A 25,051-nucleotide genomic window follows, 5' to 3' on the forward strand; every position below is an offset into this window, starting at 1 on the left:
GTCGGGGTCGCGAGGGGCGGGACACTGCAGATAGTCAAAACGTAAGGGTGCCACGACTGACATGACACGCCGCACCCTGGCCCTGCCGCGCGGAAGCGCCGTCCGCGCGGTCTGGGATTCCGTCCGGACCAGCCTGTGGTTCCTGCCCTCTCTGATGGGAGGGATGGCGCCAATCCTGGTGATCGCGGCAATCGCGGCGGACGCCCGGCTTGGCCAGGGCGCGGGCGACAGCTTTCCCCGCCTAGTCTATGTCAGCCAGCCGGACGAGGCACGCGATTTCCTCGCCACGATCCTCACCTCGATGATCACCATGGCCAGCCTGGTCTTCTCGATCACGATGGTGGTGCTGACGCTGGCGGCCAGCCAGTTCGGGCCGCGGCTGATCCGCAGCTTCATGGGGCGCCTTCAGACGCAGTTCGTCCTGGGCGCCTTTGTGCTGACGATCATCTACTGCCTGCTGCTGCTGGCGTCCCTCGCGTCGCAGGACGAGGCCGCGTCATCCGCCTATCTGTCGGTGACGATCGCGACAGTGCTGACCGTCGTCAGCGTCGCGCTGCTGGTCCTCTACATCCACGTGCTGGCGAACTCGATCATCTCGGAAAGCCTCATCAAGGCCGTGGGCCACGAGCTTGACCAGGGGATCGCGCAGCTGCCGCCGCTTGGTCAGGCGGACGACCCCGAAGCGGCGCTGCCCGCGGATTTCGCGGATCGCGCGGCCTTCCATGGCACCGAAAGGTCCGGATACGTGCAGGCCATCGATTTCGAGCGCCTGACCGATCTGGCCAGATCGCATGACGTGATCGTGGGACTGCATCTGCGCGCGGGCAATTTCGCGGTCCAGGACGGGCGTTGCTTCGGGATTTATCCCGATGACAGGTCCACCCAGGATCTGGCGCGCCGGATCGCCGGGACGATCAGACTGGGCGTGCACCGGACACCCGCGCAGGATCTGGAATTCTCGATCCGCCATCTGGTGGAGATCGCGGTCCGGGCCCTCTCTCCGGGGATCAACGATCCCTATACGGCGGTCGCGGTCATTCACCGACTGTCCGCTTCATGGTCGCGGCTGCTGGGGAAGGCGGTGCCGCCCGGGGTCTTTCGGGACGAGGACGGCCAGCCGCGGGTCATCTGTCCCCGCCCGACCTATGCCCTGCTGCTGAACGCCTCCTTCAGCCAGATCCGACAGAACAGCACGGGCGTGCCGCTGGTCATCATCCAGCTGCTGAAGTCGATGCACGCGATCTCGTTCTGCATCCGCACATCCGAGCAGCGCACCGCTCTGCGCGAGCAGGTGGACGCCGTCCTAGACGATGCGCGGCGCGCCATCGTGAACCCTGCGGATCTGGAGGATATCGAACAGCATGGTCGGACGGCACGGGAGGCGCTGCACGAAGAAGAATCCGGCTGACGCAAGCCGTCAGGGAGGCCACGGGGATCGGTGCGGCGATGGCCGCCCGAGCCCCGGGTGTCGGGAAGCGACATATTGTCCTTCTGGACGCGTGGCCTCTGGTCCCGGGAACATGTGCGGGCGCAGCCGGTTTGGCTGGGCGGACATAAAGGGCAGGATGCCATGGTCACAGCCTATCTGAACCGGATCAGTACGGCTGTCCCCCAGCATGACGTGCACAAGACCTTCATGAGCTTTGCCGAGAGGATCCTGCAGCAGGAGAACAGGCATGCCCTGTTCCGGCGGATGGCCGGGCGCGCGCAGATCGATCACCGCTGGTCCTGCCTGAAGCCCGACGAGGCCGGGGAGTTCTCGTCCCTCGATCAGGGGGGTTCTACGTCCCCGGCGCGTTTCCGACGACGGCGCGGCGCATGCACCAGTACGAGGCCGCGGCCCCCGGTCTGGCCGACAGGGCCGTCGAAGGCCTGCAGATCACGCAGCCATCCGCCATCACCCATCTGATCATCATCTCCTGCACCGGTCTGTCGGCGCCGGGGCTGGACTTCCACCTGATGGAGCGGTTCGATCTGCCCAGGTCCATCGAACGGACATCGGTCGGCTTCATGGGATGCTATGCCGCGATCAACGGGCTCAAGCTGGCCCGGCACATCGTCAGGTCCGACCCCGAGGCCCGCGTCCTGATGGTCAGCCTGGAGCTGTGCACCCTGCATCTGCAGGATACCGGCGATCTGGAGCAGGTGCTGTCGTTCATGATCTTCGGTGACGGCTGTGCGGCCGCGATCATCAGTTCCGACAGGGAGGGCATCGCGCTCGATTCCTTCAGATCCGTAATGGTGCCGGACACGAGCGGGCACATCACCTGGGCCATCGGCGATCAGGGCTTCGACATGGTTCTGTCCGGGCAGGTGCCGGGAAGCATCGCGCAGTCGCTTGGCCAGCAGATGCACGATTTCTTGCCCGATGGCCGCATCGACGACATCGACTTGTGGGCGGTTCATCCCGGCGGCAGATCGGTCCTGGACGCGGTGCAGCAGGCCTTCGATCTGCCTGACGCGGCCTTGGCCCATTCGCGCGAGGTGCTGCGGACCTGCGGGAACATGTCCTCGGCCACGGTCCTGTTCGTTCTGGCGGCGATGATGGCCGACCTCGACAGCCGGCCCGACCATCGCGGCTGCGGGATGGCCTTCGGCCCGGGCATCGTCGCCGAAACCATGCGCTTCACCGTCGTCTGATGCGGACCGGATCGGCCCAGGACTTCTCCCGCCGCTCGCAGGCGCCCGAGCTGATGGATGGCGAGAGTGACTACGAGACGTTCCGGGGCTGCCTGACGGACCTGGCGCGCGTCAACCGAATGACGCTGGCCTATCGCCCGACGCTGGCCTTTCTGGACGCGCTCCATCGGAAGGATCTTTTCCCCAAGGACCGGCCCCTGCACGTGCTGGACGTGGGCTACGGGCATGGCGACATGCTGCGGGCGGTGGCGGAGTGGGCGCACCGGCACAAGGTCGCCGTGACACTGACAGGCATCGACCTGAACCCCTGGTCCGCCAAGGCCGCGACCGAGGCCACCCCTGCCGGGATCCCTGTCACTTGGGAGACCGGAGACGTCTTTGCCCTGCAGCCCGCCGAGCCGATCGACATCTCGCTGAGCGCGCTTGTCGCGCATCATTTCTCCGACGAGATGCTGGTGCGCTTCCTTCGCTGGCAGGACGAGACCGCCCGGATCGGCTGGTTCGTCAACGACCTGCATCGGCACCCCGTGCCGTATCACGTCTTCAGGCAGGCCTCGCGGCTGCTGCGCCTGCACCCCTTCGTGCAGCATGACGGCCCGGTCTCCATCGCGCGCGGCTTCGTGCGAAAGGATTGGCAGAACTCGCTCGCCGCCGCGGGGGTCGAGGGCGCCGATATTGGGTGGTGGGTGCCCTTCCGGCTGTGCGTCTCGCGGGTAAAGCCGCGATGACGCCCACCTACGACGCGGTCGTCGTCGGGGGCGGACCGGCCGGGGCCTCCCTGGCGCGAAGCCTGGGGGACGCCGGGCACAGCGTGCTGCTGCTGGAACGCTCGCAGGGCCCCCATCAGAAGGTCTGCGGCGAATTTCTCAGCCACGAAGCGATCTTTTATCTCAAGAGGATGGGCGTCGATCCCGGGAAGCTGGGCGCGGTGCCGATCTCTTCGGTCGCCCTGATCCGCCACCGCGCCGTCGCATGTGCAGCACTGCCGTTCCCCGCGGTCAGCCTGTCCCGGTTCCACCTTGACGAGGCCCTGCTGGGCTTGGCCGCCGATGCCGGAGTGGACATCCGTCGCGGATCGCAGGTCCGCGCCGTGCGACAGGATCGCGGCGCGTGGCAGGTCGAGGTCGACGACCGGCAGATCACGGCGCGCGATGTCTTCATGGCCAACGGAAAGCACGATCTTCGGGGGTGGAAACGTCCCCCCGGCCGCCAGTCCGACCTGATCGGCTTCAAGCAGCGGTTTCGCCTGGAACCTGATCGGGTCCGGGACCTTGCGGGGCGGGTCGAGCTGCACCTGTTTCCCGGGGGCTATTGCGGCCTTGAACCCGTGGAGGGCGATATCGCCAACATGTCCCTGCTGATCCGGAAGAGCCGGTTCGCGCGGTTCGGGTCATGGGATCTGTTGTGGGACCACCTTATGGCGACCGGCCCGATCCTGCGGGAACGCCTGCAGGACGCGACGGCGTTGGCAGAAAAGCCCCTCTCGATCAGCGCGCTGCCCTACGGCTTCGTGCGCCCTCACAGCGATGGCGCGTGGTACCTGGGGGATCAGGCGGCGGTCATCCCGTCCTTTGCGGGCAACGGGATCTCCATGGCGCTGCACAGCGCCGATCTTGCCGCCCGATGCTATGCCGCAGGGGGGTCGTCGGACGACTTCCAGCACGCCTTCGCCCGCGACGTCCGCCGTCCGGTCGGCCGCGCCACCCTGCTGTCCCGGCTTCTCGTCCGGCCCGGGGCGCAGGCTGTCCTCTCGACGGCGGCACGCTACCTGCCACAGGCCATGCGCGGCGTTGCAGCCGCGACCCGGCTGCCGAACGTGCCTCAAGATCATTTCTAAAGCAGCGGGCCTCCTCTCGGCATCCTCCGCTTCAGGATCTACGGCTTGGCGTCGCGAACCTCGACGTCGGGGCGGTCATCCCCGGCCTCGTCCTCCTCGCGCCAGACACCGTCCTCGTCCTGATACTGGATGGTCTCGGACTCGCCTGACACCTGCTGGCGGGCCGCCACGTCATTCGCCGCCGCCGTCGCCTGCTCCTTGCTGTCGAACGTCTCGGAGAACACGTCGTCCAGCTTGTAGGCCCAGCCCCCGTCATGCTCGACGATCTCATACACGATCTTGGTCATCTTCCGCTGCCTCTTTGCATGCTGTGTCAGGGCAAAGAGCGGCGGCCCCCTCTTTGTTCCGGCAGACCCGAGACGCTCAATGGGCGGCGCGACGGAACCACGCGCCCCGGGCGGCCGTTCGGCTGCTGAAGCCAAAGCGTGGCTCCGGCAAAGGAGCGCTTATGCCGACATCATCCGATCATCCCGACCGCCTGACACCGCTGGTGGCCTTCGGCACGAATCCCGGCAGGTTGCTGGCCAACACCTACATCCCGGACGGCTTTCAGCCGGGCGGTCCGCTGGTCGTCGTCCTGCATGGCAGCACCCAATCGGCCGAAGGCTATGACGGCGGGTCGGGCTGGTCCGAGCTGGCGGACGAATACGGCATCGCCCTGCTGTTTCCCGAACAGCGGATCGCCAACAACTTCAAGGGCGCCTTCAACTGGTTCCGGCGCGGCGACAGCGGTCGCGGCGAAGGAGAGCCCTTGTCCATCCGCCACATGATCAACGACGTGGTCACCGAACATGTCATAGACCCGGCGCGGGTCTTCATCACCGGGCTGTCCTCGGGCGGTGCCATGACCTCGGTGATGCTGGCCACCTATCCCGAGGTCTTTGCCGGGGGCGCCATCATCGCGGGGCTGCCCTATCGCACCGCGAACACGGTGATGCAGGCCATCTATCGCATGAAGGGCTACAGCGGCCCGTCGGACCGGCAGCTGACAGCCTTGGTCCGTGCGGCATCGGGCAATACCGGGCCGTGGCCCACGATCTCGGTCTGGCACGGGGCGCGGGACCGGACGGTCCACATGTCGAACGCGGATTCGATCGTCCGGCAGTGGCAGCAGATCCATCAGGTCGACGGCCCCCCGGACTCGGTCGAGCAGCATGAGGGTTTCACGCGCCAGACCTGGTGCGATGCCGACGGACGCGTGCTGATCGACGAGATCCTCGTGGAGGGGATGGACCACGGCACGCCCATCGGCGCGGCAGGCGCCAAGGGCCTGGGCCGCGAGGGCGCCTACATGCTGGAGGTCGGCATCTCGTCGACGCGGGTGATCGCGGATGCCTGGGGCCTGACGAAATAACCGGTCGGTTATGGGCTTGCCATGCCCGGGGTGCTGACCCGGCGGGATCGGCTTTTCGCCGGTCCACGGGCGAGGTCGAAATTGACGCCCATTAATCATTTTGTGGGGATTGGTATTTATCTGCCGATCCAGCGCAGGATATGCGCGCTGCGCAGCAGGCCGTATTCATCGGCCAAGGGCATAAATACCATCAGGATATTGCCGCAGCTCGCGCAGTCATCCCGCAAACATTATCTTCGATAATAAGTTTATATATTTTTAAACAAAGTGAAGGCGTCTATTTAAAGAACGGAAGGGTACTTCTGTTAAATGATTGGTCATCATTATTTCACCCTTCCAGCCACGATAACATCATGCCCTTCAATCACGACCTGATCGAGCTGTCCGGCATCGCCAGTCATACGACCTACAGCACCACGAACGGAACGACACGGATTCGGATGGCGGGATCCTGACGGTCGGGGGGGGTCGCCTACAAGATCATCCTCGTCGCCCCGGACGAATCGGGCGAACCGGTCACTCTGACCAGCGGGTCGGGAGCGACCACGACCGTCACCGGCGACGGCGGAACGTCGAACATCGTGTTCATCCGCGCGGTGCCGCTGTCCGGGGGCGGGCCGACCCGCTATTTCGCGGCGCTGGACGACAGCGTGGGCGACATCAACATCCGCTCGATCCAGACGCGGGAGCTGGATTTCAGCCCGGCTGGCGATGACGTTAAGATCAACCTCAATGGCAACTACAACGTGACGACCGAGGTGAGCGACATCCTGCAGGGCGGCACGGGCCATGACAGCCTGAGCGGCAGAGGCGGCGACGACCTGATCGACGGCGGCGACGGCAACGACACGCTGTCCGGCGGGGCGGGCAACGACACGCTGATCGGAGGGGCGGGCCATGACCGGCTGCTGGGCGGGGATGGCAATGACCTGCTGATCGGCGGCGACGGCAACGATCATATCGACGGCGGGGCCGGAGATGACACCATCCGGGGCGGCCTCGGCGCGGACATGCTGGAGGGTGGCGCCGGCACCGACACGCTGGACTATTCCACCGCCGCCGCCGGGATCACCGTCAATCTGGCCACCAACACCGTCCTTGGCGGAGAGGCCGATGGCGACGTCGTCTCGGGCTTCGAGAACATCATCGGCGGCTCGAACGGGGACAACCTGACGCTGTCGGACGTTTCGGGCACGATCCTGGGGATGGACGGGAATGACGACCTGTATGGCGGCGCGGGCCAAGACACGCTGGACGGCGGCGCGGGGGACGATGGCCTTTACGGCGGCGCGGGCAACGACAGCCTGATCGGCGGCGCGGGGGATGACTAGCTGGACGGCGGGACGGGCAACGACACCTTGCAAGGTGGCAGCGGCAATGACACGCTGATTGGCGGCAGCGGCAACGACCTTCTGATGGGAGGCGATGACGATGACATGCTGCACGGCGGCGCCGGGCGCGATACGATTGACGGGGGTGAGGGCGACGACCACCTGAGCGGCGGAAACGGACATGATCGCCTGTATGGCGGCGCGGGCAACGACACCCTGATCGGCGGCGATGGCGCCGATACGCTGACCGGCGGCGCGGGCAATGACGTCTTCCACTATACGGTCGACGGCCATGTCGACACGATCACCGATTTCAACGCCGGCAATACCGGGACGCTGGATGACGGCGACCCGACGAACAACGACTTCATCGACCTGAGCATGTACTACCAGAACCTGTCGCAGCTGCGCGCGGATTTCGCGGATGACGGGATCCTGAACCAGTCCAACACGACCAACCTCGCGGGCCGCAGCCTCTCGTATGACGGCAAGGAGTCGCTGCTGGTCAACGGCAGCGGCGGCATCGCCTTCCTCGACACCGAGGTCGAGGACTTCACTGCCGAGAACACCGGCGTCACCTGCTTCACCCGGGGCACGCGGATCCTGACCCCGCGCGGAGAGGTCGCCATCGAGGATCTGGCGCAGGGCGATCTTGCGGTGACGCTGGATGCCGGGGCGCAGCCGATCCTGTGGATCGGTCACCGCACCCTGTCGGCCGACAAACTGAAGGCACGACCGCATCTGCAGCCGGTCAGGATCCCCGCGAGTACCTTGGGCCGGGGCCTGCCGCATCGCGATCTGACGGTCTCGCCGCAGCACCGGATCCTGATCCGCTCGCGCATTGCCGAGAGGATGTTCGGCCAGGTCGAGGTCCTGGTCGCCGCCAAGCATCTGGTGGGCACCGAGGGGATCGCGGTGATCGACGACCGGCGGCCGGTCGATTACTGGCACGTGATGTTCAAGACCCATCAGGTGATCCGCTCGGAGGGCGCGACGACCGAAAGCCTGTTCACCGGGCCCGAGGCGCTCAAGAGCGTCAGCGACGAGAGCCGCCGCGAGATCATGGAGCTGCTGCCCCAACTTCAGGACGCGACCTTCACCCCGGCCCGGACCTTCGTGACCGGCCGCATGGGCCGCACCTTGGCCAAGCGCCACCAGAAGAACCAGGTCGCGCTCTACGCGTCCTGAACCATCGTCGGCAGCAAGGCGATCCAGGTCGGGCAGGTTCGCCGTTGGGCGCCAAGGACGGGGCTGCGGTCGGTCTGCACCCCGGATCGCCCACCGGGCCGACGCATTTCCCTGGCGTCACGTGTTTTGGTCTAGGTTATGCAGGGCGCCCGCCAGGGCGGCGACGTCGACCCGCAGGCGACGGATGGCGTGGCGGGGCTGGCCCGCGCACCGGCGGTGGTCGTGCGCGAACTGACGCAGCATTCGCTGAAGGCACTGCCGGAGGGGGTCTTCGACGCCGTCATTTTCCAAGACAGGCGGCGCGAGATCACCACCGCCGTGGGCCTTCTACCGGCGCTAGTCAGCGGCATGCTGGTCGATCCCGATCCCGATGCCGGGCGGATTGGCATCGAGGTGGTCCTGCGCGACAATCTGCCTTGATCCCCGCCCCTGGACACGCCCAAGATCGCATTGCGGCATGGGTGTATTTGACGTACGTTCGTCAGACTTGATGATTCTTCGTCAGGGGATGCGCCGGTTGAGGAGCTGGCGAAAGGGAGGGAACCATGAAATATCCAAGCTTGGCCTTGGCCGCGGCGCTGTCTGCCATGACCGCCGGGGCGTCGCAGGCCCAGACAGAGATCACCGTGCTGCGCGTCACGGTGAATGACGAACAGCAGGCCTATCTGGAACAGATCGCCGAGGCGTTCGAGGCCCAGAACGAGGGCGTCACCGTCAGCTTCGAATATGTCGCCAACGAGGCCTACAAGTCGCGGCTGCCGACGCTGCTGCAATCCGAGGCGCGGCCCGACATCTTCTACAGCTGGGGCGGGCAGACCGTGGTCGAGCAGGTCGAGGCGGGCTTCCTGCAACCCATCGACGCCCTGCTGCCTGAGGGCTTCGCCGACACCATCCCCGAGGCGGGGCTGCAGGCCTACATGGTCGAGGACCAGCTGTACGGCCTGCCGCAATATGCGACCGAGGTGGTCTTCTGGACCAATACGGCGCTGACCGACCAGGCCGGGGTCGACATCGACGCGATCGAAAGCTGGGACGATTTCCTGGCCGCCGTGCAGACCCTGAAGGATGCGGGCGTGACCCCGATCGTCGCCGGGGGCCAGGACAAATGGCCGCTGCATTTCTACTGGAGCTATCTGGCGCTGCGCGAGGGCGGCCCCTCGGTCATCACCGACGCGATGGCGGGCGAGAATGGCGGCTTCGAGAACGAGGCCTTCGTCGAGGCGGGCCGCGAATTCCAGCGCCTGACCGAGATGGAGCCGTTCCAGCCCGGCTACATCGCCACCACCTACGAGACCGCCAGCGGCATGTTCGCGGACGGTGCGGGCGCCTTCCACCTGATGGGGGACTGGGACTACCTGCCCATGCGCGAACGCTCGACCAGCGGCGAGGGGCTGCCCGACGACCAGCTGGCGATCCTCAGCTTTCCCACCCTGGCCGATCCGGTCGCGGCGGGCGGCGAGGCGGCCACGCTTGGCGGCATCAATGGCTGGGCGGTGTCCAATTCGGCCGAGCCCGAGGCGGTCGCCTTCCTGGCCTTCATGATGAATGCCGAGAACCAGCGCGAGGCCGGCCGGCAGGAGCTGTTCATCCCCATCGCGGAAGGCACCGCCGACCAGATGGACAATCCGTTCTTCATCGAGGTCGCCGACCATATCGCGGCCAGCAGCTTCCACCAGATCTTCCTCGACCAGTTCCTGGGGGCCTCGGTGGGCGCCACGATCAACGACATCTCGGCAGATCTGGCACAGGGCGTGATGGCCCCCGAGGATGCCGCAGCGCAGGTCCAGGAGGCCTGGGACTTCCGCTGAGGCGCACCCTCCGGCGATGCGCGCGCCCCTCCGGGCCGCGCATCGCCCCATCGTCCCGATCCCCCGAAAGGAGCGTGGCATGACCCATGCCGCCGACCCCAGACTGTCCGCTCGCGCGCGCCTGCGCCGGGCCATGTCGAACGGCCGCGTCACGGCGGTCTTGATCCTGCTGCCGCCCGCGCTGATCCTGTTCACCCTGTTTGTGATGCTGCCTTTGGGCGAATCCGCGTGGTTCTCGTTCTTCAACTGGAACGGCTACGGCGCGCCCGAGGATTTCGTGGGCCTGGACAACTATGAACGGATCCTGGGCCATTCGGTCTTTCACACCGCCGCCGGGAACACGCTGAAGATCGTCGCGATCTCGCTGGTGGTGCAGATGCCGCTGGCGCTGTTCCTGGCGCTGCTGATCTACAAAAAGACCCCCACCAACGCGCTGTTCCGGCTGGTCTTCTTCCTGCCCTACATTCTGGCCGAAGTGGCGGCGGGCCTGATCTGGAGCTTCGTCTTCGACGGCAATTACGGCGTCACCGCCTCGATCGCGCAATCCCTGGGGTTCGAGAACGTCTTCATCCTGTCGGACCCGGACTGGGCCTTCGCGGCGATCATGACGGTGATCGTGTGGAAGTATTTCGGCTTCCACATGATGATCTACATCGCCGCCCTGCAGAGCGTCCCCGAGGACCAGATCGAGGCCGCCCGGATCGAGGGCGCGCGCCGTACGCAGGTGGTCCGCTATGTCCAGATCCCACATATCAAGCCTGCGATCGCGGTCAGCGCCTTCTTTGCCATCATCGGCGCGCTGCAGGTCTTCGACGTCATCATTCCGCTGACCAATGGCGGGCCGTCCAACCAGACCCACACCATCGTCACCTATCTCTACACCTTCGGGCTGACCCGCCTGAACATCGGCTTCGGCAGCGCGGTGGGGGTGATCCTGTTCGTGGGCGCCGTGACGGTCGCGATCTTCTACCAGCGCATCTTCATGAAGAGGACCGAGGCATGACCCGCGGACATCTGGCCCGCAACCTGCTGCGGCTGGCCTTCCTGTGCATCGTCGCCAGCTTCGTGCTGGCGCCGATGCTGGCCACCGTGCTGGGCGGCTTCAAGACCAATGCCGAGATCCGCACCAACGCCCTGGGCCTGCCCGCGATCTGGAACACCCAGTTCTACGGCTCGATCCTGTCGGACCCGGCCTTCTGGCGCTACCTGGGCAATTCGCTGGTGATCTCGATCGGGTCGGTGGTGCTGACGCTGATCACCGGGGCGGCGGCGGCCTATGTCTTCGCGCAGATCAGGTTCTTCGGCTCGCGGATGCTGTTCTCCTATGTGCTGCTGGGGCTGATGTTTCCCTTCGCGACGGCGATCCTGCCCTTGTTCATCAAGGTCCGCGACATGGGCCTTCTGGACACCTGGTGGGCGGTCATCCTGCCGCAGACGGCCTTCAGCCTGTCGCTGGCGATCCTGCTGTTCCGCACCTTCTTCGCGCAACTGCCCAAGGAGCTGTTCGAGGCCGCCTATATCGACGGCTGCGGCTATGTGCGGTTCTTCTGGCGCTTCACCCTGCCGCTGTCGGCGCCGATCCTGGCGACGGTGGGCACCTTCGTCTTCGTGCAGAGCTGGAACAACTTCCTGCTGCCGCTGGTCGTGCTGAACTCGCGCGAGGTGTTCACCTGGCCCCTGGGGATGATGCAGTTCCGGGGCGAATACGTGACCCAGTGGAACCTGACGCTGGCCTTCGTGACCCTGACGATCCTGCCCGCGATCGTCTTCTTCCTCGCCGCCCAGAAATACATCGTCGCCGGCCTGACCGGTGGCGCCGTCAAAGGATGACGACATGAGCCTGATCCAGAACCCGATCCTTCCCGGTTTCAACCCCGACCCCTCGATCGTCCGGGTGGGCGACGACTATTACATCGCGACCTCAACCTTCGAATGGTATCCGGGCGTGCAGATCCACCATTCGCGCGACCTGCGGCACTGGCAGCTGGTCAAGCGCCCGCTGGACCGGGCCGCGCAGCTGGACCTGCGCGGCGATCCCGACAGCGGCGGGGTCTGGGCGCCCTGCCTGACCCATGCGGACGGGCTGTTCTGGCTGATCTATTCCGACGTGAAGCGCCGCGACGGCGCGTGGAAGGACAGCCACAACTATCTGGTCACCGCCCCCGCCATCGAGGGGCCGTGGTCCGATCCGGTCTATCTGAACTCGTCGGGCTTCGATCCCTCGCTGTTTCACGATCAGGACGGCCGCAAATGGCTGATGAACATGATCTGGGACCACAACAAGACCGGCGGCGACCGTTTCGGCGGCATCGTCATGCAGGAATATTCGGTCGAGGATCGCGCGCTCACCGGCCCGGTCCGCAACATCTATCGCGGCACCGATCTGAAGCTGACCGAGGGGCCGCATCTGTATCTGCGCGACGGCTGGTATTACCTGCTGACCGCAGAAGGCGGCACCGGCTATGACCATGCGGTGACCATGGCCCGGTCGCGCGACCTGTTCGGACCGTACGAGACCGACCCCGCCAAGCACATCCTGACCGCGCGCGGCACCGACGGGCTGCTGCAGCGCACCGGCCATGCAGACATCGTGGAAACGCGCGACGGCCAGCATTACATGGTCCATCTGTGCTCGCGCCCGCTGCCCGAGACGCGCACGCTGCCGACGGGCACGGGAGGTATCCATGCCGATGACGTGCGCCGGTCCCCCTTGGGACGCGAGACGGCGATCCAGAAGCTGATCTGGGCGCCGGGCGAATTTCCCCGTCTGGCCCATGGCGGCAATGCGCCCGCCGACACGGCACCCGCCCCGGACCTACCCGACCACCCCTTCGACCCCGCGCCCGAACTGGTCGCGTTCTCGCCCCAAGGGCTGCCCATCGACCTGCAATGGCTGCGGACCCCGCATCCCGAGCGCCTGTTCTCGCTGACCGAGCGTCCGGGCGCGCTGCGCCTCTTCGGGCGGGAATCGCCGGGCTCTCAGTTCGATCATGCGCTGGTCGCGCGCCGCCAGCAGCATCTGGCCTTCACCGCCGAGACCGAGCTGGACATGACCCCCGGCGATTACCAGCATTTCGCCGGGCTGATCGCCTGGTACGGGCGGTTCAAGTTCCACTATCTGGCCGTCACCGCGAATGACGACGGCGCGCGGGTGCTGACCGTCTACAGCTGCGCTGCCGACTGGCCGGATGCGCGGGTCAGCTATCCCATCGACCAGATCCCGCTGCCCGCGACCGGCACGATCCGGCTTGGCTGCGACGTGGACGGCGCGGTGCTGCGGTTCCGTTATGCGACGGATGGCGACTGGACCGATCTGGGCATCGCGCTGGACCAGTCCGCCATCTCGGACGAGGCGGGCAACGGGCCGGGCAACAACTTCACTGGCGCCTTCGTGGGGGTCTGCGCGCATGACACCTCGGGGCGGGGACGGCCCGCCGATGTCCTGAACTTCCGCTATGCGGGGCGCGATCATGGCTGAAGTCACGCTGCACAACATCTCCAAGTCCTTCGGCGGGCTGACGGTCCTGCCCGACCTGAACCTGACGGTTCCCAATGGGTCCTTCACCGTGCTGGTCGGCCCCTCGGGCTGCGGCAAGTCCACGCTTCTGCGCATCATCTCGGGGCTCGAGATGCCCTCGGGCGGACAGGTCCGGATCGGCGGCAAGGACGTGACCTTCGAGGAGCCGTCCAAGCGCGGCATCTCGATGGTGTTCCAGTCCTATGCGCTTTATCCGCACATGACCGTCGCGCAGAACATCGATTTCGGACTGCGGCTGGCCAAGGTCCCTGCAGCGGAACGCAAGGCCCGCGTGACCGAGGCCGCCCGCATCCTGGCGCTGGAGGATTACCTGGACCGCAAGCCCAGCCAGCTGTCTGGCGGGCAGCGCCAGCGCGTGGCCATCGGCCGGTCCATCGTGCGCCAGCCTCAGGTGTTCCTGTTCGACGAGCCGCTGTCCAACCTGGACGCCGCCCTGCGCACCCAGATGCGGGTCGAGCTGGCGCAGCTGCACCAGTCGCTGGACGCAACGATGATCTATGTCACCCATGATCAGGTCGAGGCGATGACGCTGGCCGACCAGATCGTGGTGATGAAGGCGGGCCGGATCGAGCAGGTGGGTGCGCCGATGGATGTCTATGACCGTCCGCAGACGGCTTTCGTCGCGGGCTTCATCGGCTCTCCGCGCATGAACCTGCTGCCGGGCACGGCGATCGGGCGGGCGGACGTGGCGCAGGTGGGCATCCGCCCCGAACATATCGGCGTCTCGTCCTCGGTCGGCACCTGGACCGCCAAGGCGCAGGTGGTCGAGACCTTGGGCGCCGACACGGTGGTCTATGCCAAGGTCGATCAGGTGGGCGACGTCACCGTGCGCCTGCCCGGCAACCAGCGGATGAAGGCGGGCGAGACCCTGTTCCTGACCCCCGAACCCCAGAACCTGCACCTGTTCGACGATGCGGGAATGCGCATGGAGGACCCCTCATGACCCCCCTTGGACTTGGCATCATCGGCTGCGGCGTGATCAGCGACATCTATCTGCAGAACGCCGCGCTGTTTCCGCAGCTGGCCCTGCGCGCGGTCGCGGATCTGCGCAGGGAGGCGGCAGAGGCCAAGGCGCAGGCCCATGGCATCGACGCCCTGACGCCCGAGGCGCTGCTGGCGCGCGACGATATCGACGTGGTGCTGAACCTGACCGTTCCGGCAGCCCATCTGCAGGTCGGGCTGGCCGCGCTGCGGGCCGGAAAGCACGTCTATTCCGAAAAGCCGCTGGCCGTCAGCCTGGCCGATGGCCGCAGGCTGGCCGACATGGCGGCCGAGCGGGGCCTGCGCTTGGGCTGCGCGCCGGACACGTTCCTGGGCGGATCGCATCAGACGGCGCGGGCGCTGCTCGATGCGGGCCGGATCGGCCGGCCCGTCGCGGGCACGGCCACCCTGATGCTGGCGGGGCATGAACGCTGGCATCCCAATCCCGATTTCTACTACCAGGGACCGGGCGCGGGGCCGCTGTTCGACATGGGCCCCTATTACATCACCGCGATGGTGAACCTGCTGGGCCCGGTGCGCCGGGTCAACGCGCTGGCCAGCCGCGCCCATGACCGCCGGGTGATCGCCACCGGGCCCCGCGCCGGGCAGTCGGTCGATGTCGATGCCCTGACCCATGTGGCGGGCGTCATGGAGTTCGAGGGCGGCGCCCTGATCCAGATCGCCACCAGCTTCGACGTGCAGGCCCATGGCCACGCGCCGCTGGAGCTGTACGGCACCGAAGGCTCGCTGCGGATCCCCGATCCCAACCGCTTCGACGGCACGGTCGAGCTGTCGGACAAGGGCTGGCAGCCGCAGGCCACCAGCCATCCCCATGGCGACGGCAATTACCGCGGGCTGGGGCTGGCCGACATGGCCGGGGCGATCCTTCAGGACCGCCCGCATCGCGCCAGCGGCGATCTGGCGCTGCATGTCCTCGACGTGATCACCTCGCTGCTGGATTCGGCCCGGACCGGACAGGCCGTGACCCTGGCGACCAGCTGCACCCGTCCCGAGGCGCTGGCCCCGGACGCCCCCCTGACCCGTACGGAGGAGGTCGCATGAGCCGCAAATCAGCACTGATCTTTTGGGGCGGATGGGAGGGGCACGAGCCCGAAGCCTGCACCCGCATCGTCGAGCGGATGCTGACCGAGGAGGGATTCTCGGTCCACAGCGCCCAAGGCACCGATATCCTGCGCAGCGATGATCTGGGCCGCCACGACCTGATCGTGCCGTTGATCACGCAGGTGCAGGTCGCGCCCGAGGCCGTGCAGAACCTGGTCACCGCCGTCGAGGCCGGGACCGGGCTGGGGGGCTTTCACGGCGGCATGGCCGATGCCTTCCGCATGGAGCCCGCCTATCAGTTCATGGTCGGCGGCCAGTGGGTCGCCCATCCCGGCAACATCATCGACTATCGCGTCCAGGTCACCCGGCCCGACGATCCGGTGATGGCCGGGATCGGGGATTTCGACTATCGCTCGGAGCAGTATTTCCTGCATGTCGATCCGGGCATCGAGGTGCTGGCCACCACCACCTTCGACGGCACCCACGCCCCTGGACCAAGGGCACCGTGATGCCGGTGGTGTGGAAGCACCGCTATGGCGCGGCGCGCGTCTTCTATTCCGCCCTCGGCCATGTCGCGGCCGAATTCGACCACCCCCAGATGCAGCAGATCCTGCGACGCGGGCTGGTCTGGGCCGCGCGCTGACGCCGCCGCCCGGACCCGCCCCTTTCCCTTGAACGAGGACCATCATGACCGGCTATTTCCACGACATCGCGCCCATCCGTTTCGAGGGCCCCGACAGCACGAACGAATTCGCCTTCCGCCATTACGACCCCGACGAGGTGGTCATGGGCAAGCGGATGGAGGATCACCTGCGCCTGGCCGTCGCCTATTGGCACAGCCTGGCCTATGAGGGCGCCGATCCCTTCGGCGGGCGCACCTTCGACCGCCCGTGGTACGGCGACACGATGGAGGCCGCGCGCCGCAAGGCCGACGCCGCCTTCGAGATGTTCGCGATCCTGGGCCAGCCCTATTTCTGCTTCCACGACGCCGATGTCCGCCCCGAGGGCGCGACTTTCGCCGAAAGCCGCCGCAATCTGGACGAGATCTGCGATGTCTTCGCGGCCAAGATGGAACAGACCGGCACGAAGCTGCTCTGGGGCACGGCGAACATGTTCAGCCATCGCCGCTGGATGGCCGGGGCCGCGACCAATCCCGACCCCGAGGTCTTTGCCTATGCCGCCGCCTGCGTGAAGTCCTGCATGGACGTCACGCACCGCCTGAATGGCGAGAACTATGTGCTGTGGGGCGGGCGCGAGGGTTACGAGACGCTGCTGAACACCGATCTGACCCGCGAGGCCGAGCAGGCCGGGCGGTTCCTGTCCAAGGTCGTCGAGTACAAGCACAAGATCGGCTTCGAGGGCACCATCCTGATCGAGCCCAAGCCGCAGGAACCCGCCAAGCACCAGTATGATTTCGACGTCGCCACCGTCTACGGGTTTCTCAAGCGCTTCGGGCTGGAGGGTGAGGTCAAGCTGAACATCGAACAGGGCCATGCGATCCTGGCGGGCCATTCCTTCGAGCACGAGTTGGCGCTGGCGGCCTCGCTGGACATGCTGGGCTCCATCGACATGAACCGCAACGACTACCAGTCGGGCTGGGACACGGACCAGTTTCCCAACAACACCCCCGAGATCGCGCTGGCCTATTACGAGGTGCTGCGCGCGGGCGGCTTCACCACCGGCGGCACGAATTACGACAGCCGCGTGCGGCGGCAGTCGCTGGACCCCGAGGACCTGATCCTCTCGCATGTCGGCGCCATCGACGTCTGCGCCCGGGGCCTGAAGGCCGCCGCCGCGATGCTGGAGGATGGCGGGCTGGAACGCGCCCGGCAGGACCGCTATGCGGGCTGGGACGCGCCCGACGGACGGGCGCTTCTGGACCAGCCACTGGACGAGATCGCCGCGGCGGTCGAGGCGCAGGGCATCGACCCGCAGCCCCGGTCCGGCCGGCAGGAGCGGCTGGAGAACTGGGTCAACCGCTTCGTCTGAGGGATCAGGCGCCGTCCCCGGCGGGTCTGCGCGGGGGGCGGCGCAGCACGATCAGCCCAGATCCCACGATCAGCGCCGCGCCCAGGGCCATGCCGGGCGCGGGCACGTCGCCGAAGACGGTGAAGCCGAACAGCGCGCCCCAGACCAGCAGTGAATATTGCAGCGGCGCCACGACCGAGGCATCGGCCAGCTTCAGCGCGCGGGTGACCAGCATATGCGCCATCGTCGCCACCACGCCCAGCAGGAACAGCAGCGCCAGATCCCCGCCCGAGCGCAGCGGCGTCCAGTCGAAGGGCGCCAGCACCAGCCCCGCGATCGCCGCCGCCCCCAATTGGAACAGCACCAGGTCGCGGTCGGGCGTCTCGCGCAGGGACCGTCCCAGCAGCATGATGCCCGCGAAGGCCATCGTGCCCAGCAGGGCGAAGACCACCCCCGGCCCCGAGACCTGCAGCGACGGCGCCAGCAGGATCAGCACGCCCACGAAACCCACGGCCACCGCGCCCCAGGTCCGCGCGCCCACCCGCTCGCCCAGAAGGAAGGGCGAGATGGCGACGACATAGATCGGCGCGGCCATCCAGAAGGCCATCACATCGGCCAGCGGCATGTAGAAGACCGCGAGGTAGAAGCAGAAGACCTCGGCCGTGGCGCAGACCGCGCGCAGGGCCTGCAGGCGGGGGCGGGGGGCTGCGCTCAGGCGCGCGATCATCCGGCCGCCCCGCATCAGGAAGGGCGCCATCATCACCAGGGCCGCCAGCGACCGCAGCAGGATGACCTGCGCCACGCCGTAATCGGCGACCAGCCACTTGCCGATGGCATCATTGGCCGCGAAGGCCGCCATGCCCAGAAGCATCAGCAGCGCACCGGCCTTGTTGCCGGACAGGGAGGACAGCATCGTGTGAAAGGACCCCGCAGGTGGACGGGGCGCCCGGATCCGGTCCGGGCGCCCCTTTCAAGGACGGATGCCGGGGGTTATTCGGCGCGCAGCTCGGCCAGCGTGGCCTGGACCTGCTCGACGACATCGGCACCGATCGCCTCCTTGTGGCTCTCGTAGACGACCTGCGACTTGGCCAGCATCTCCTCCTGGTTCTCGGGGGTGATGGTGTTGAACTGCAGGCCCGCCTCTTCCATCTTGGCGAGCGACGCCAGGTTCAGTTCCTGGATGGCCGCGCGTTCCACGTCGCGCCCGACGATGGCGCAGTCGCGCAGGGCCTGCTGTTCCTCGGGCGAGTAGCTGTTGAAGATCGCCTTCGAGAAGAGGAACAGGAACGGCGTGTAAGCGTGCTTGGTCTCGCTGATGTATTCCTGCACCTCGTAGAAGCGCGAGGTGTCGATGGTGACGTAGGGGTTTTCCTGCGCGTCGATGGCCTTCGTCTCCAGCGCCGAGAACACCTCGCCGAAGGACATCGGCGTGGCGTTGGCCCCGAAGTTCGAGAAGGTGTCCAGGAAGATGTTGTTCTGCATGACGCGAACCTTCATCCCCTCGAAATCCTCCCACGTCTCGATGGGCCGCTGCGAGTTCGACATGTTGCGGAAGCCGTTCTCCCAATAGGCCAGGTTGACCAGCCCGACGGCGTCCAGCTTTTCGTTCAGGCTGTCGCCGAAAGGGCCGTCCATGACGGCATAGGCCTCTTCCGGGGTGCGGAACAGGAAGGGCAGGTCGAAGACGCCAAGCGCGGGCACCATCCCCACCAGCGGCGAGGAGGAGGTCACGACCGCCTCCTGCAGGCCCGAGCGGACGGCCTGCGTGGCCTGCAGGTCGCCGCCAAGCGCGCCGCCCCAGAAGCCCTGCATCTCCATCATGCTGCCGGTCGCCTCGTCCAGGCATTCCTGCATCGCGGCCATGCCGGTGGCGACGGGGTGATCCTCGTTGATGCCGTTCGAGACGCGGAACGTGCGTTCGGTGAACTCGGCCAGCGCGGGGCTGGCCACGGCCATGGCGGTGGTCAGGCACAAGGCGGCCTTCAATACGGAACGTGTCATGGTTTCCTCCCTTGGAAATCTGAAATCAGTAGAACCATCGTGCCGGGACGATCACGATGCTGGGGAATGCCACCAGCAGCAGGATCACCAGGATCTGTGCGATCAGGAACGGCCAGACGCCGCGGATCACCTTGCCGAGCGGCACCCGGCCCACGCCGCTGACCACGTTCAGCACCACGCCCACCGGCGGCGTCAGCAGCCCGATGCAGCAGTTCATGATGAACATGACCCCGAAATAGACCGGGTCGATCCCCGCCTTGATGACGATGGGCATCAGGACCGGCGTCAGGATCAGGATCGTGGGCGTCAGGTCCAGCGCCGTGCCCACCACCAGGATCAGCAGCATGATGACCAGCATCAACAGCTTGGGGTTCTCGATCAGCGGCTCGATATAGGCGGCGATCTCGTTGGGGATGTTGGCCGCGGTGATCAGCCAGGCCGAGACCAGCGCCGCGCAGACCAGGAACATGATCGCCGCCGTCGTCCGCCCGGCCGAGATCAGCACCTCGGGCAGGTCGCGCAGCTTCAGTTCGCCATAGACGACCATGCCCACGAACAGCGCGTAGAAGGCGGCGATGACGGCGGCTTCGGTGGGCGTGACGACGCCCATCTTGATGCCGCCCAAAATGATGACCGGCATGCCGAGCGCCCAGATGGCCCGGCCCGAGGCGCGGCCCCGTTCGGCCCATCCGGCGCGGGGCAGCGTCTCGACATCGTCGTTCCGGGCCACGATCAGCCAGGTGATGACCAGCGCGACGCCCATCAGCATGCCGGGCACGATCCCCGCCATGAACAGCTGGCTGATGGACACGTTGGCCGCCACGCCGAAGATGATGAAGGCCATCGACGGCGGGATGACCGGCGCGATGACGCCGCCCGCCGCGATCAGCCCGGCGGAGCGGGGCACGTTGTAGCCTGCGCGCGCCATCATCGGGATCAGGATCGCGGCCAGAGCCGCCGTGTCTGCGGCCGCCGAGCCCGAGATCGAGGCCATGATCACGGCGGCGATGATCGCCACCAGCCCCAGCCCGCCGCGGATATGGCCCACGCAGGTGATCGCGAATTCGATGATGCGGGTCGACAGCCCGCCCTTGTTCATCAGCTCTCCGGCCAGGATGAAGAAGGGGATCGCCAGCAGCGTGAAGGTGTCGGCGCCGATCAGCATGTTCTGCGCGATGATCTGCGTGTTGAACATGCCCATGAAGGACATCAGGATCACGCCGCAGAAGATCAGCGCGAAGGCGACCGGCACGCCAAGAGACATCGCGCCCAGAAGCGAGACGATGAAGACCAGAAGGGTCATTCCCCGCGCTCCCCTGCCTTGAGGCTCTTGGCGGGACTGTCGTACAGGTCCTCCATCTCGCCTCCGAAGCCGCGCAGTTCGGCCGTGGTGATGCGGCCCGTGGCCAGGCGGAACAGCCGCTCCAGCGTGATCAGGATGATGCCCGCGCCGGTGAACAGCCCGATCCCGTAGACCCAGGCCATCGACAGGCCCGAGACGGGCGCGCTCATGGAGGCGTTGATGGGCAGCTGCTTCCAGGTGCCATGCGTCAGCACGCCCGCGCAGCCCAGGATCATCAGGTCCGAGATGCCCATCAGCACCAGCCGCCCGCGATCGCCGAACTGCGCCACGACCGTCTCCATCCCCATGTGCTGGCGGTGGTGATAGACGACGACCGCGCCGATGAAGGTCAGCCAGACGAAGGCGAACCGCGACAGCTCGTCCGACAGGGGAAAGCCCGAGTTCATCGTGTAGCGCATGACGACATTGACGAAGACCATCAGCGCCATGCTGGCGATCAGAAGCGCCAGAAGGATGTCGAGGAAGCGGAAGAACAGCTGTGACGCGCGCGACATCTCAGATCCTCTCGCCCAGGCCGCGCGCGACCAGGTTGCGCATCAGGGCCACGGTGCCGAAGGTCCATTCGGGGCAGCGGTCGGTGCGCTCGACCCAGTTGACCAGCCGTCCCAGATGCGGCGAGGCGATCTCGACCCGGTCGCCGGTCTCGTGGGTGAAGCCCTGTCCCGCGCCGCGCCGGTCCTTGACGGGCGCGAACATGGTCCCCAGGAACAGCACCGCCCCGTCGGGATACTGATGCGAGCGGTTCAGAAGCTGCCCGGCCAGGTCGGTGGGCGTGCGGCTGATCGCGGCCATCGGGCTTTCGCCGGTCATCTCGAACCCGTCCGTCCCCGCGACCCGCAGCGACACGGTCGCGCGGTCCAGATCGCCTTGGGTGAAATGGTCGTCGAACAGCCGGATGAAGGGCCCGATCGCGCAGGAGGCGTTGTTGTCCTTGGCCTTGCCCAGAAGCAGGGCAGACCTTCCCTCGACGTCGCGCAGGTTCACGTCGTTGCCAAGCGTCGCGCCGACGATGGCGCCGTCCGAGCGGATGACCAAGACCACCTCGGGCTCGGGGTTGTTCCATTCGGACATCGGGTGGATGCCCACCAGATCGCCGCAGCCCATCGACGACATCGGCTGCGCCTTGGTGAAGATCTCGGCATCCGGGCCGATGCCCACTTCCAGATATTGCGACCACAGGTCCATCTGCTGCAGCAGCGCCTTGACCTCGGCGGCCTTGTCGGACCCGGCCTGCACGCCGCGCAGGCTGTCTCCTATCACGGGGGCCAGCCGGGTCCGGATCTCGGCGGCGCGGGCGCTGTCGCCGCGCGCCTGCTCCTCGATCACGCGTTCCAGCATGCTGTCGGCGAAGGTGACGCCGGCGGCCTTGACGGCCTGAAGGTCGATGGGCGCCAGCAGCCGACCGGCGCTGCCGTCCAGGAAACCGTCCAACGGCCCCAGATCGGGCAGATCGCCCGCCAGCACCGAAGCCAGGTCGTCGCGTTCCAGCAGGCCCGACATGGTGGCCGACACGCCGCTCAGGTCATGGACCCGGCCCTGGCGCAGGGCGACGGGGCAAGGGCCGCCCTGCCGGTCGGACCAGACCCGGCCCACGAGGGTCGCCCGGTCGGCATCGTCGGGCAGGACCGCATCGGCGGCCAAGGCATGCTGCAACGTCAAATCAATCCCCCTGATATCCCGGCATCCTCCAACGCCGTGCCGTCCGACTTTGTCAGACAACAAGATGACTCGACCCTAATCGTGGCCCCGGCGGGCTGTCCACTCCTTTATTTCATAAACCCGAACCGATCAGTTCAGGAATAGAATTCCAGCCGCAGCGCGATGCGCGCCGCCGAGCCCGCCATGTGCGCGCGCATGGCGGCGCGCGCCCGGGTCGGATCGCGGGCGGCGATGGCGTCGCGGAGCGCGACATGCTCCCGGTTCACGACCGCCACGATCTCGTCCAGGCGGATGCGTTCGCGCGAGGTGACGATGGTCTGCAGGATGCGGTCCGACACGGCGCCCAGGAACTGCACGAAGTAGTCGTTGCCGGTGGCCGCCGCGATGGTGCGGTGAAAGTCCAGATCGGCGAGGATCCCGTCCTCGGCATTCTCGCCGGTGGCGGACATGCGGACCAGCGCCTCGTCCATCTGCCGCAGGTGGTCGGGGCGATGATAGGTGGCGGCCAGCCCCGCCGCCTCGATCTCCAGCGGGACGCGCAGCTGGAAGAGGTCGCGGAAATCATGGCCCTCCATCTGGGCGCCGTCATCCAGCCGAATGTGCCGGGTGGGCCGGTCGATGACGAAGGCGCCGACGCCTTGGCGCGTCTCGATCATGCCCTCGTTGCGCAGCTGGGCGATGGCCTCGCGGATGACCGTGCGGCTGACGCCGAAGTTCTTGGACATGGCGTTTTCGGTGGGCAGGCGGTCGCCGGGCTTCAACTCTCCCTGCTGGATCTGCCGGGCGAACTGGCCGGCGATCCGGGCGGGCAGATGCTGGGTGCGGCTGATCGGGGTGGGGGACTGGCTCATCGCTCCGCTCCGCTCAGGGTCAGCTGGCAGCCCGGGTTCATCACCCGCCCCGGGTCCAGCGCACCCTTGATGGCCGTCAGCAGGGCCCGCTGCGTCCCGGGCAGGCGGGCCTCGAAATCCTCCCGTTTCAGCCGCCCGATGCCATGCTCGGCGCTGATCGAGCCCTCGTAGCGGTCCAGCACCGTGTTCAGGATCTTCTTCGCGGCCAGGATCTGCGCGTCGACCCCCTTTGGCCCAAGCGCCTGATCGGGCAGCACGTTCAGATGCACGTTCCCGTCGCCGACATGGCCGTAGGACACGCAGACCACGCCGGACAGCTGCGCCGTGATCGCCGCCTCGGCCTCGGCCACGAACCGGGCCAGCCTGGAGAGGGGGACCGAGACGTCGCTGCGGAAATGCCGCCCCCGCTGCGCCTGGCCCATGTTCATCCCCTCGCGCACCGCCCACAGGCTGGCGGCCTGCGCCTGCGACTGCGCGATCACCCCGTCCAGCGCCAGCCCGTCCTGGAACGCGCCCTCCAGGAACCGCGTCATCAGGTCGTCGATATCGACAAGGCCCGAGCCCGCGATCTCGATCAGTGCATAGGCGGGGTGGGTCGGGTCCATCGGCAGCGCCAGATCGGGCATCGCCTCGCGCGCCAGGGTGAAGGCCAGCGGCGGCATGAATTCGAAGGCCGACATCAGATCGCAGCACTCCCGCCGCGCGCGGCGATAGAGGCCGATCGCATCCTCCAGCCGGGGCAGTGCGACCAGCGCGGTGGCCACGCGGTCGGGCGCGGGCAGCAGCTTGACGGAGACGGCGGTGATGATGCCAAGCGTGCCCTCGGCGCCGATGAACAGCTGCTTCAGGTCGATCCCGCGATTGTCCTTGCGCAGCTTCGACAGCCCGTCGAAGACCTGCCCGTCGGGCAGGACCACCTCCAGCCCCAGCACCAGCTCGCGCGTCATGCCGTGGCGCAGGACGTTGACGCCCCCCGCATTGGTCGACACGTTCCCGCCGATCCGGCAGCTGCCTTGGGCGCCAAGCGACAGGGGAAAGGCCAGCCCTTGGGCGGCGGCGGCATCGCGCAGGCTTTGCAGCACCACCCCCGCCTCGACCACCGCCGAGAAGTTGTCGGGATCCAGGTCGCGGATGCGGGTCATCCGGTCCAGCGACAGGACCACCTGCGCGCCGGGCGCGTCGGGAATGGCGCCCAGCACCAGCCCGGTATTGCCGCCCTGCGGCACGATGGCCAGGTCCAGCGCCACGGCGGCCCGCACGCAGGCCTGCACGCCCGCCGTGTCGCGCGGGCGCAGGACCGCCACCGCGCCGCCTTGGACGTCGCCATGCCAGTCGCGGCAATAGGGGGCCACCGCCGCGCCCGACTGCACGACATCGGCACCCAGGGCATGCACCAGCTGCGCCACGCGGGGGTCGGCGTCCGCGCCGGTCGTCGTGTCATGCGCGATCATCTCTGCCTCGGCCACCCCG

General features: G+C 67.1%; 24 protein-coding genes and 1 pseudogene. 17 read left to right on the top strand and 8 right to left on the bottom strand.

Annotated elements, in window-relative coordinates:
- Window positions 1–61: 61 nt before the first annotated feature.
- The 4 genes from E4191_RS19770 (at window position 62) to E4191_RS19785 (ending at window position 4,477) form a co-directional block, all read left to right on the top strand.
- Entirely contained in the window at window positions 62–1,408 is a 1,347-nt protein-coding gene (locus E4191_RS19770; RefSeq protein ID WP_139616109.1) for a DUF2254 domain-containing protein, read from the top strand.
- Window positions 1,409–1,818: 410 nt separating this feature from the next.
- Window positions 1,819–2,640: a type III polyketide synthase gene (locus tag E4191_RS19775; RefSeq protein ID WP_331459673.1), complete on the top strand. Its 822-nt coding sequence runs from the start codon at window positions 1,819–1,821 to the stop codon at window positions 2,638–2,640.
- On the top strand, window positions 2,640–3,368 hold the full coding sequence (locus tag E4191_RS19780; RefSeq protein WP_139616110.1) for a methyltransferase domain-containing protein: 729 nt from the start codon (window positions 2,640–2,642) through the stop codon (window positions 3,366–3,368). The genes E4191_RS19775 and E4191_RS19780 overlap by 1 nt, the downstream gene beginning before the upstream one ends.
- Entirely contained in the window at window positions 3,365–4,477 is a 1,113-nt protein-coding gene (locus tag E4191_RS19785) for an NAD(P)/FAD-dependent oxidoreductase (RefSeq protein WP_139616111.1), read from the top strand. The genes E4191_RS19780 and E4191_RS19785 overlap by 4 nt, the downstream gene beginning before the upstream one ends.
- A gap of 38 nt (window positions 4,478–4,515) precedes the next feature.
- Here the strand turns inward: E4191_RS19785 and E4191_RS19790 are convergent, their stop codons facing one another.
- Window positions 4,516–4,764, bottom strand: a complete 249-nt coding sequence (locus tag E4191_RS19790; RefSeq protein WP_139616112.1) for a DUF2188 domain-containing protein — start codon at window positions 4,762–4,764, stop codon at window positions 4,516–4,518.
- 161 nt (window positions 4,765–4,925) lie between these two features.
- Between E4191_RS19790 and E4191_RS19795 the strand changes: the two genes are divergently transcribed.
- From E4191_RS19795 to xylA, 13 genes and pseudogenes are all read left to right on the top strand, one after another.
- Window positions 4,926–5,831 carry an extracellular catalytic domain type 1 short-chain-length polyhydroxyalkanoate depolymerase gene (locus tag E4191_RS19795; RefSeq protein ID WP_139616113.1) on the top strand — a complete coding sequence of 302 codons (906 nt, stop codon included), beginning with the start codon at window positions 4,926–4,928 and terminating at the stop codon, window positions 5,829–5,831.
- Between the two features lie 140 nt (window positions 5,832–5,971).
- On the top strand, window positions 5,972–6,286 hold the full coding sequence (locus E4191_RS19800; protein WP_139616114.1) for a hypothetical protein: 315 nt from the start codon (window positions 5,972–5,974) through the stop codon (window positions 6,284–6,286).
- Window positions 6,287–6,412: 126 nt separating this feature from the next.
- Window positions 6,413–7,162, top strand: a complete 750-nt coding sequence (locus E4191_RS19805; RefSeq protein WP_176562821.1) for a calcium-binding protein — start codon at window positions 6,413–6,415, stop codon at window positions 7,160–7,162.
- The gene (locus E4191_RS19810; protein WP_456320286.1) at window positions 7,163–8,350 is read left to right on the top strand and encodes a Hint domain-containing protein; all 1,188 of its coding nucleotides are present in this window, start codon (window positions 7,163–7,165) and stop codon (window positions 8,348–8,350) included.
- Window positions 8,351–8,488: 138 nt separating this feature from the next.
- Window positions 8,489–8,770, top strand: coding sequence for a type 1 periplasmic-binding domain-containing protein (locus E4191_RS19815; RefSeq protein ID WP_139616117.1), 282 nt, complete (start codon window positions 8,489–8,491; stop codon window positions 8,768–8,770).
- A gap of 125 nt (window positions 8,771–8,895) precedes the next feature.
- Window positions 8,896–10,158 (top strand): ABC transporter substrate-binding protein, encoded by a 1,263-nt coding sequence (locus E4191_RS19820; protein ID WP_139616118.1) that lies wholly within the window; start codon window positions 8,896–8,898, stop codon window positions 10,156–10,158.
- Window positions 10,159–10,237: 79 nt separating this feature from the next.
- Window positions 10,238–11,161 carry a carbohydrate ABC transporter permease gene (locus E4191_RS19825; protein ID WP_139616119.1) on the top strand — a complete coding sequence of 308 codons (924 nt, stop codon included), beginning with the start codon at window positions 10,238–10,240 and terminating at the stop codon, window positions 11,159–11,161.
- Window positions 11,158–11,988, top strand: a complete 831-nt coding sequence (locus tag E4191_RS19830; RefSeq protein ID WP_135816377.1) for a carbohydrate ABC transporter permease — start codon at window positions 11,158–11,160, stop codon at window positions 11,986–11,988. The genes E4191_RS19825 and E4191_RS19830 overlap by 4 nt, the downstream gene beginning before the upstream one ends.
- A 4-nt stretch (window positions 11,989–11,992) precedes the next feature.
- Complete coding sequence (locus tag E4191_RS19835) at window positions 11,993–13,636, top strand: glycoside hydrolase family 43 protein (protein WP_139616120.1); 1,644 nt, start codon at window positions 11,993–11,995, stop codon at window positions 13,634–13,636.
- A complete protein-coding gene (locus E4191_RS19840; protein ID WP_139616121.1) occupies window positions 13,629–14,639 on the top strand; it encodes an ABC transporter ATP-binding protein in 1,011 nt (336 codons plus the stop codon). The genes E4191_RS19835 and E4191_RS19840 overlap by 8 nt, the downstream gene beginning before the upstream one ends.
- The gene (locus tag E4191_RS19845; protein ID WP_139616122.1) at window positions 14,636–15,739 is read left to right on the top strand and encodes a Gfo/Idh/MocA family protein; all 1,104 of its coding nucleotides are present in this window, start codon (window positions 14,636–14,638) and stop codon (window positions 15,737–15,739) included. The genes E4191_RS19840 and E4191_RS19845 overlap by 4 nt, the downstream gene beginning before the upstream one ends.
- Window positions 15,736–16,382 (top strand): annotated as a pseudogene (locus E4191_RS19850) (ThuA domain-containing protein). Before E4191_RS19845 ends, E4191_RS19850 begins: the two are co-directional and overlap by 4 nt.
- A gap of 44 nt (window positions 16,383–16,426) precedes the next feature.
- Window positions 16,427–17,728 carry a xylose isomerase gene (gene xylA / locus E4191_RS19855; RefSeq protein ID WP_139616123.1) on the top strand — a complete coding sequence of 434 codons (1,302 nt, stop codon included), beginning with the start codon at window positions 16,427–16,429 and terminating at the stop codon, window positions 17,726–17,728.
- 4 nt (window positions 17,729–17,732) lie between these two features.
- Here xylA and E4191_RS19860 read toward each other — a convergent pair whose 3' ends face one another.
- From E4191_RS19860 to E4191_RS19890, 7 genes are all read right to left on the bottom strand, one after another.
- Window positions 17,733–18,620 carry a DMT family transporter gene (locus E4191_RS19860; protein WP_228461878.1) on the bottom strand — a complete coding sequence of 296 codons (888 nt, stop codon included), beginning with the start codon at window positions 18,618–18,620 and terminating at the stop codon, window positions 17,733–17,735.
- A gap of 77 nt (window positions 18,621–18,697) precedes the next feature.
- Entirely contained in the window at window positions 18,698–19,708 is a 1,011-nt protein-coding gene (locus tag E4191_RS19865) for a DctP family TRAP transporter solute-binding subunit (protein WP_139616124.1), read from the bottom strand.
- Window positions 19,709–19,733: 25 nt separating this feature from the next.
- Window positions 19,734–21,011 carry a TRAP transporter large permease gene (locus tag E4191_RS19870; RefSeq protein ID WP_135816370.1) on the bottom strand — a complete coding sequence of 426 codons (1,278 nt, stop codon included), beginning with the start codon at window positions 21,009–21,011 and terminating at the stop codon, window positions 19,734–19,736.
- A complete protein-coding gene (locus tag E4191_RS19875; RefSeq protein WP_139616125.1) occupies window positions 21,008–21,565 on the bottom strand; it encodes a TRAP transporter small permease in 558 nt (185 codons plus the stop codon). Before E4191_RS19875 ends, E4191_RS19870 begins: the two co-directional genes overlap by 4 nt.
- Before the next feature lies 1 nt (window position 21,566).
- Window positions 21,567–22,730 (bottom strand): fumarylacetoacetate hydrolase family protein, encoded by a 1,164-nt coding sequence (locus E4191_RS19880; RefSeq protein ID WP_139616126.1) that lies wholly within the window; start codon window positions 22,728–22,730, stop codon window positions 21,567–21,569.
- 134 nt (window positions 22,731–22,864) lie between these two features.
- Window positions 22,865–23,581, bottom strand: a complete 717-nt coding sequence (locus tag E4191_RS19885; protein ID WP_135816367.1) for a FadR/GntR family transcriptional regulator — start codon at window positions 23,579–23,581, stop codon at window positions 22,865–22,867.
- Window positions 23,578–25,032: an FAD-binding oxidoreductase gene (locus E4191_RS19890; RefSeq protein ID WP_139616274.1), complete on the bottom strand. Its 1,455-nt coding sequence runs from the start codon at window positions 25,030–25,032 to the stop codon at window positions 23,578–23,580. Before E4191_RS19890 ends, E4191_RS19885 begins: the two co-directional genes overlap by 4 nt.
- Between the last annotated feature and the right edge of the window lie 19 nt (window positions 25,033–25,051).

This window comes from Paracoccus liaowanqingii (assembly GCF_004683865.2).
Classification (GTDB): Bacteria; Pseudomonadota; Alphaproteobacteria; order Rhodobacterales; family Rhodobacteraceae; genus Paracoccus; species Paracoccus liaowanqingii.

Bases quoted from the DNA above. Each gene is read 5' to 3' on its own strand.
- E4191_RS19775 (WP_331459673.1), top strand. From the start codon at position 1,819: ATGCACCAGTACGAGGCCGCGGCCCCCGGTCTGGCCGACAGGGCCGTC.
- E4191_RS19830 (WP_135816377.1), top strand. From the start codon at position 11,158: ATGACCCGCGGACATCTGGCCCGCAACCTGCTGCGGCTGGCCTTCCTG.
- E4191_RS19845 (WP_139616122.1), top strand. From the start codon at position 14,636: ATGACCCCCCTTGGACTTGGCATCATCGGCTGCGGCGTGATCAGCGAC.
- E4191_RS19820 (WP_139616118.1), top strand. From the start codon at position 8,896: ATGAAATATCCAAGCTTGGCCTTGGCCGCGGCGCTGTCTGCCATGACC.
- E4191_RS19885 (WP_135816367.1), bottom strand. From the start codon at position 23,581: ATGAGCCAGTCCCCCACCCCGATCAGCCGCACCCAGCATCTGCCCGCC.
- E4191_RS19770 (WP_139616109.1), top strand. From the start codon at position 62: ATGACACGCCGCACCCTGGCCCTGCCGCGCGGAAGCGCCGTCCGCGCG.
- E4191_RS19795 (WP_139616113.1), top strand. From the start codon at position 4,926: ATGCCGACATCATCCGATCATCCCGACCGCCTGACACCGCTGGTGGCC.
- E4191_RS19870 (WP_135816370.1), bottom strand. From the start codon at position 21,011: ATGACCCTTCTGGTCTTCATCGTCTCGCTTCTGGGCGCGATGTCTCTT.
- E4191_RS19875 (WP_139616125.1), bottom strand. From the start codon at position 21,565: ATGTCGCGCGCGTCACAGCTGTTCTTCCGCTTCCTCGACATCCTTCTG.
- E4191_RS19825 (WP_139616119.1), top strand. From the start codon at position 10,238: ATGACCCATGCCGCCGACCCCAGACTGTCCGCTCGCGCGCGCCTGCGC.
- E4191_RS19815 (WP_139616117.1), top strand. From the start codon at position 8,489: ATGCAGGGCGCCCGCCAGGGCGGCGACGTCGACCCGCAGGCGACGGAT.
- E4191_RS19890 (WP_139616274.1), bottom strand. From the start codon at position 25,032: ATGATCGCGCATGACACGACGACCGGCGCGGACGCCGACCCCCGCGTG.
- E4191_RS19790 (WP_139616112.1), bottom strand. From the start codon at position 4,764: ATGACCAAGATCGTGTATGAGATCGTCGAGCATGACGGGGGCTGGGCC.
- E4191_RS19865 (WP_139616124.1), bottom strand. From the start codon at position 19,708: ATGACACGTTCCGTATTGAAGGCCGCCTTGTGCCTGACCACCGCCATG.
- E4191_RS19780 (WP_139616110.1), top strand. From the start codon at position 2,640: ATGCGGACCGGATCGGCCCAGGACTTCTCCCGCCGCTCGCAGGCGCCC.
- xylA (WP_139616123.1), top strand. From the start codon at position 16,427: ATGACCGGCTATTTCCACGACATCGCGCCCATCCGTTTCGAGGGCCCC.
- E4191_RS19860 (WP_228461878.1), bottom strand. From the start codon at position 18,620: ATGCTGTCCTCCCTGTCCGGCAACAAGGCCGGTGCGCTGCTGATGCTT.
- E4191_RS19840 (WP_139616121.1), top strand. From the start codon at position 13,629: ATGGCTGAAGTCACGCTGCACAACATCTCCAAGTCCTTCGGCGGGCTG.
- E4191_RS19785 (WP_139616111.1), top strand. From the start codon at position 3,365: ATGACGCCCACCTACGACGCGGTCGTCGTCGGGGGCGGACCGGCCGGG.
- E4191_RS19835 (WP_139616120.1), top strand. From the start codon at position 11,993: ATGAGCCTGATCCAGAACCCGATCCTTCCCGGTTTCAACCCCGACCCC.
- E4191_RS19800 (WP_139616114.1), top strand. From the start codon at position 5,972: ATGCGCGCTGCGCAGCAGGCCGTATTCATCGGCCAAGGGCATAAATAC.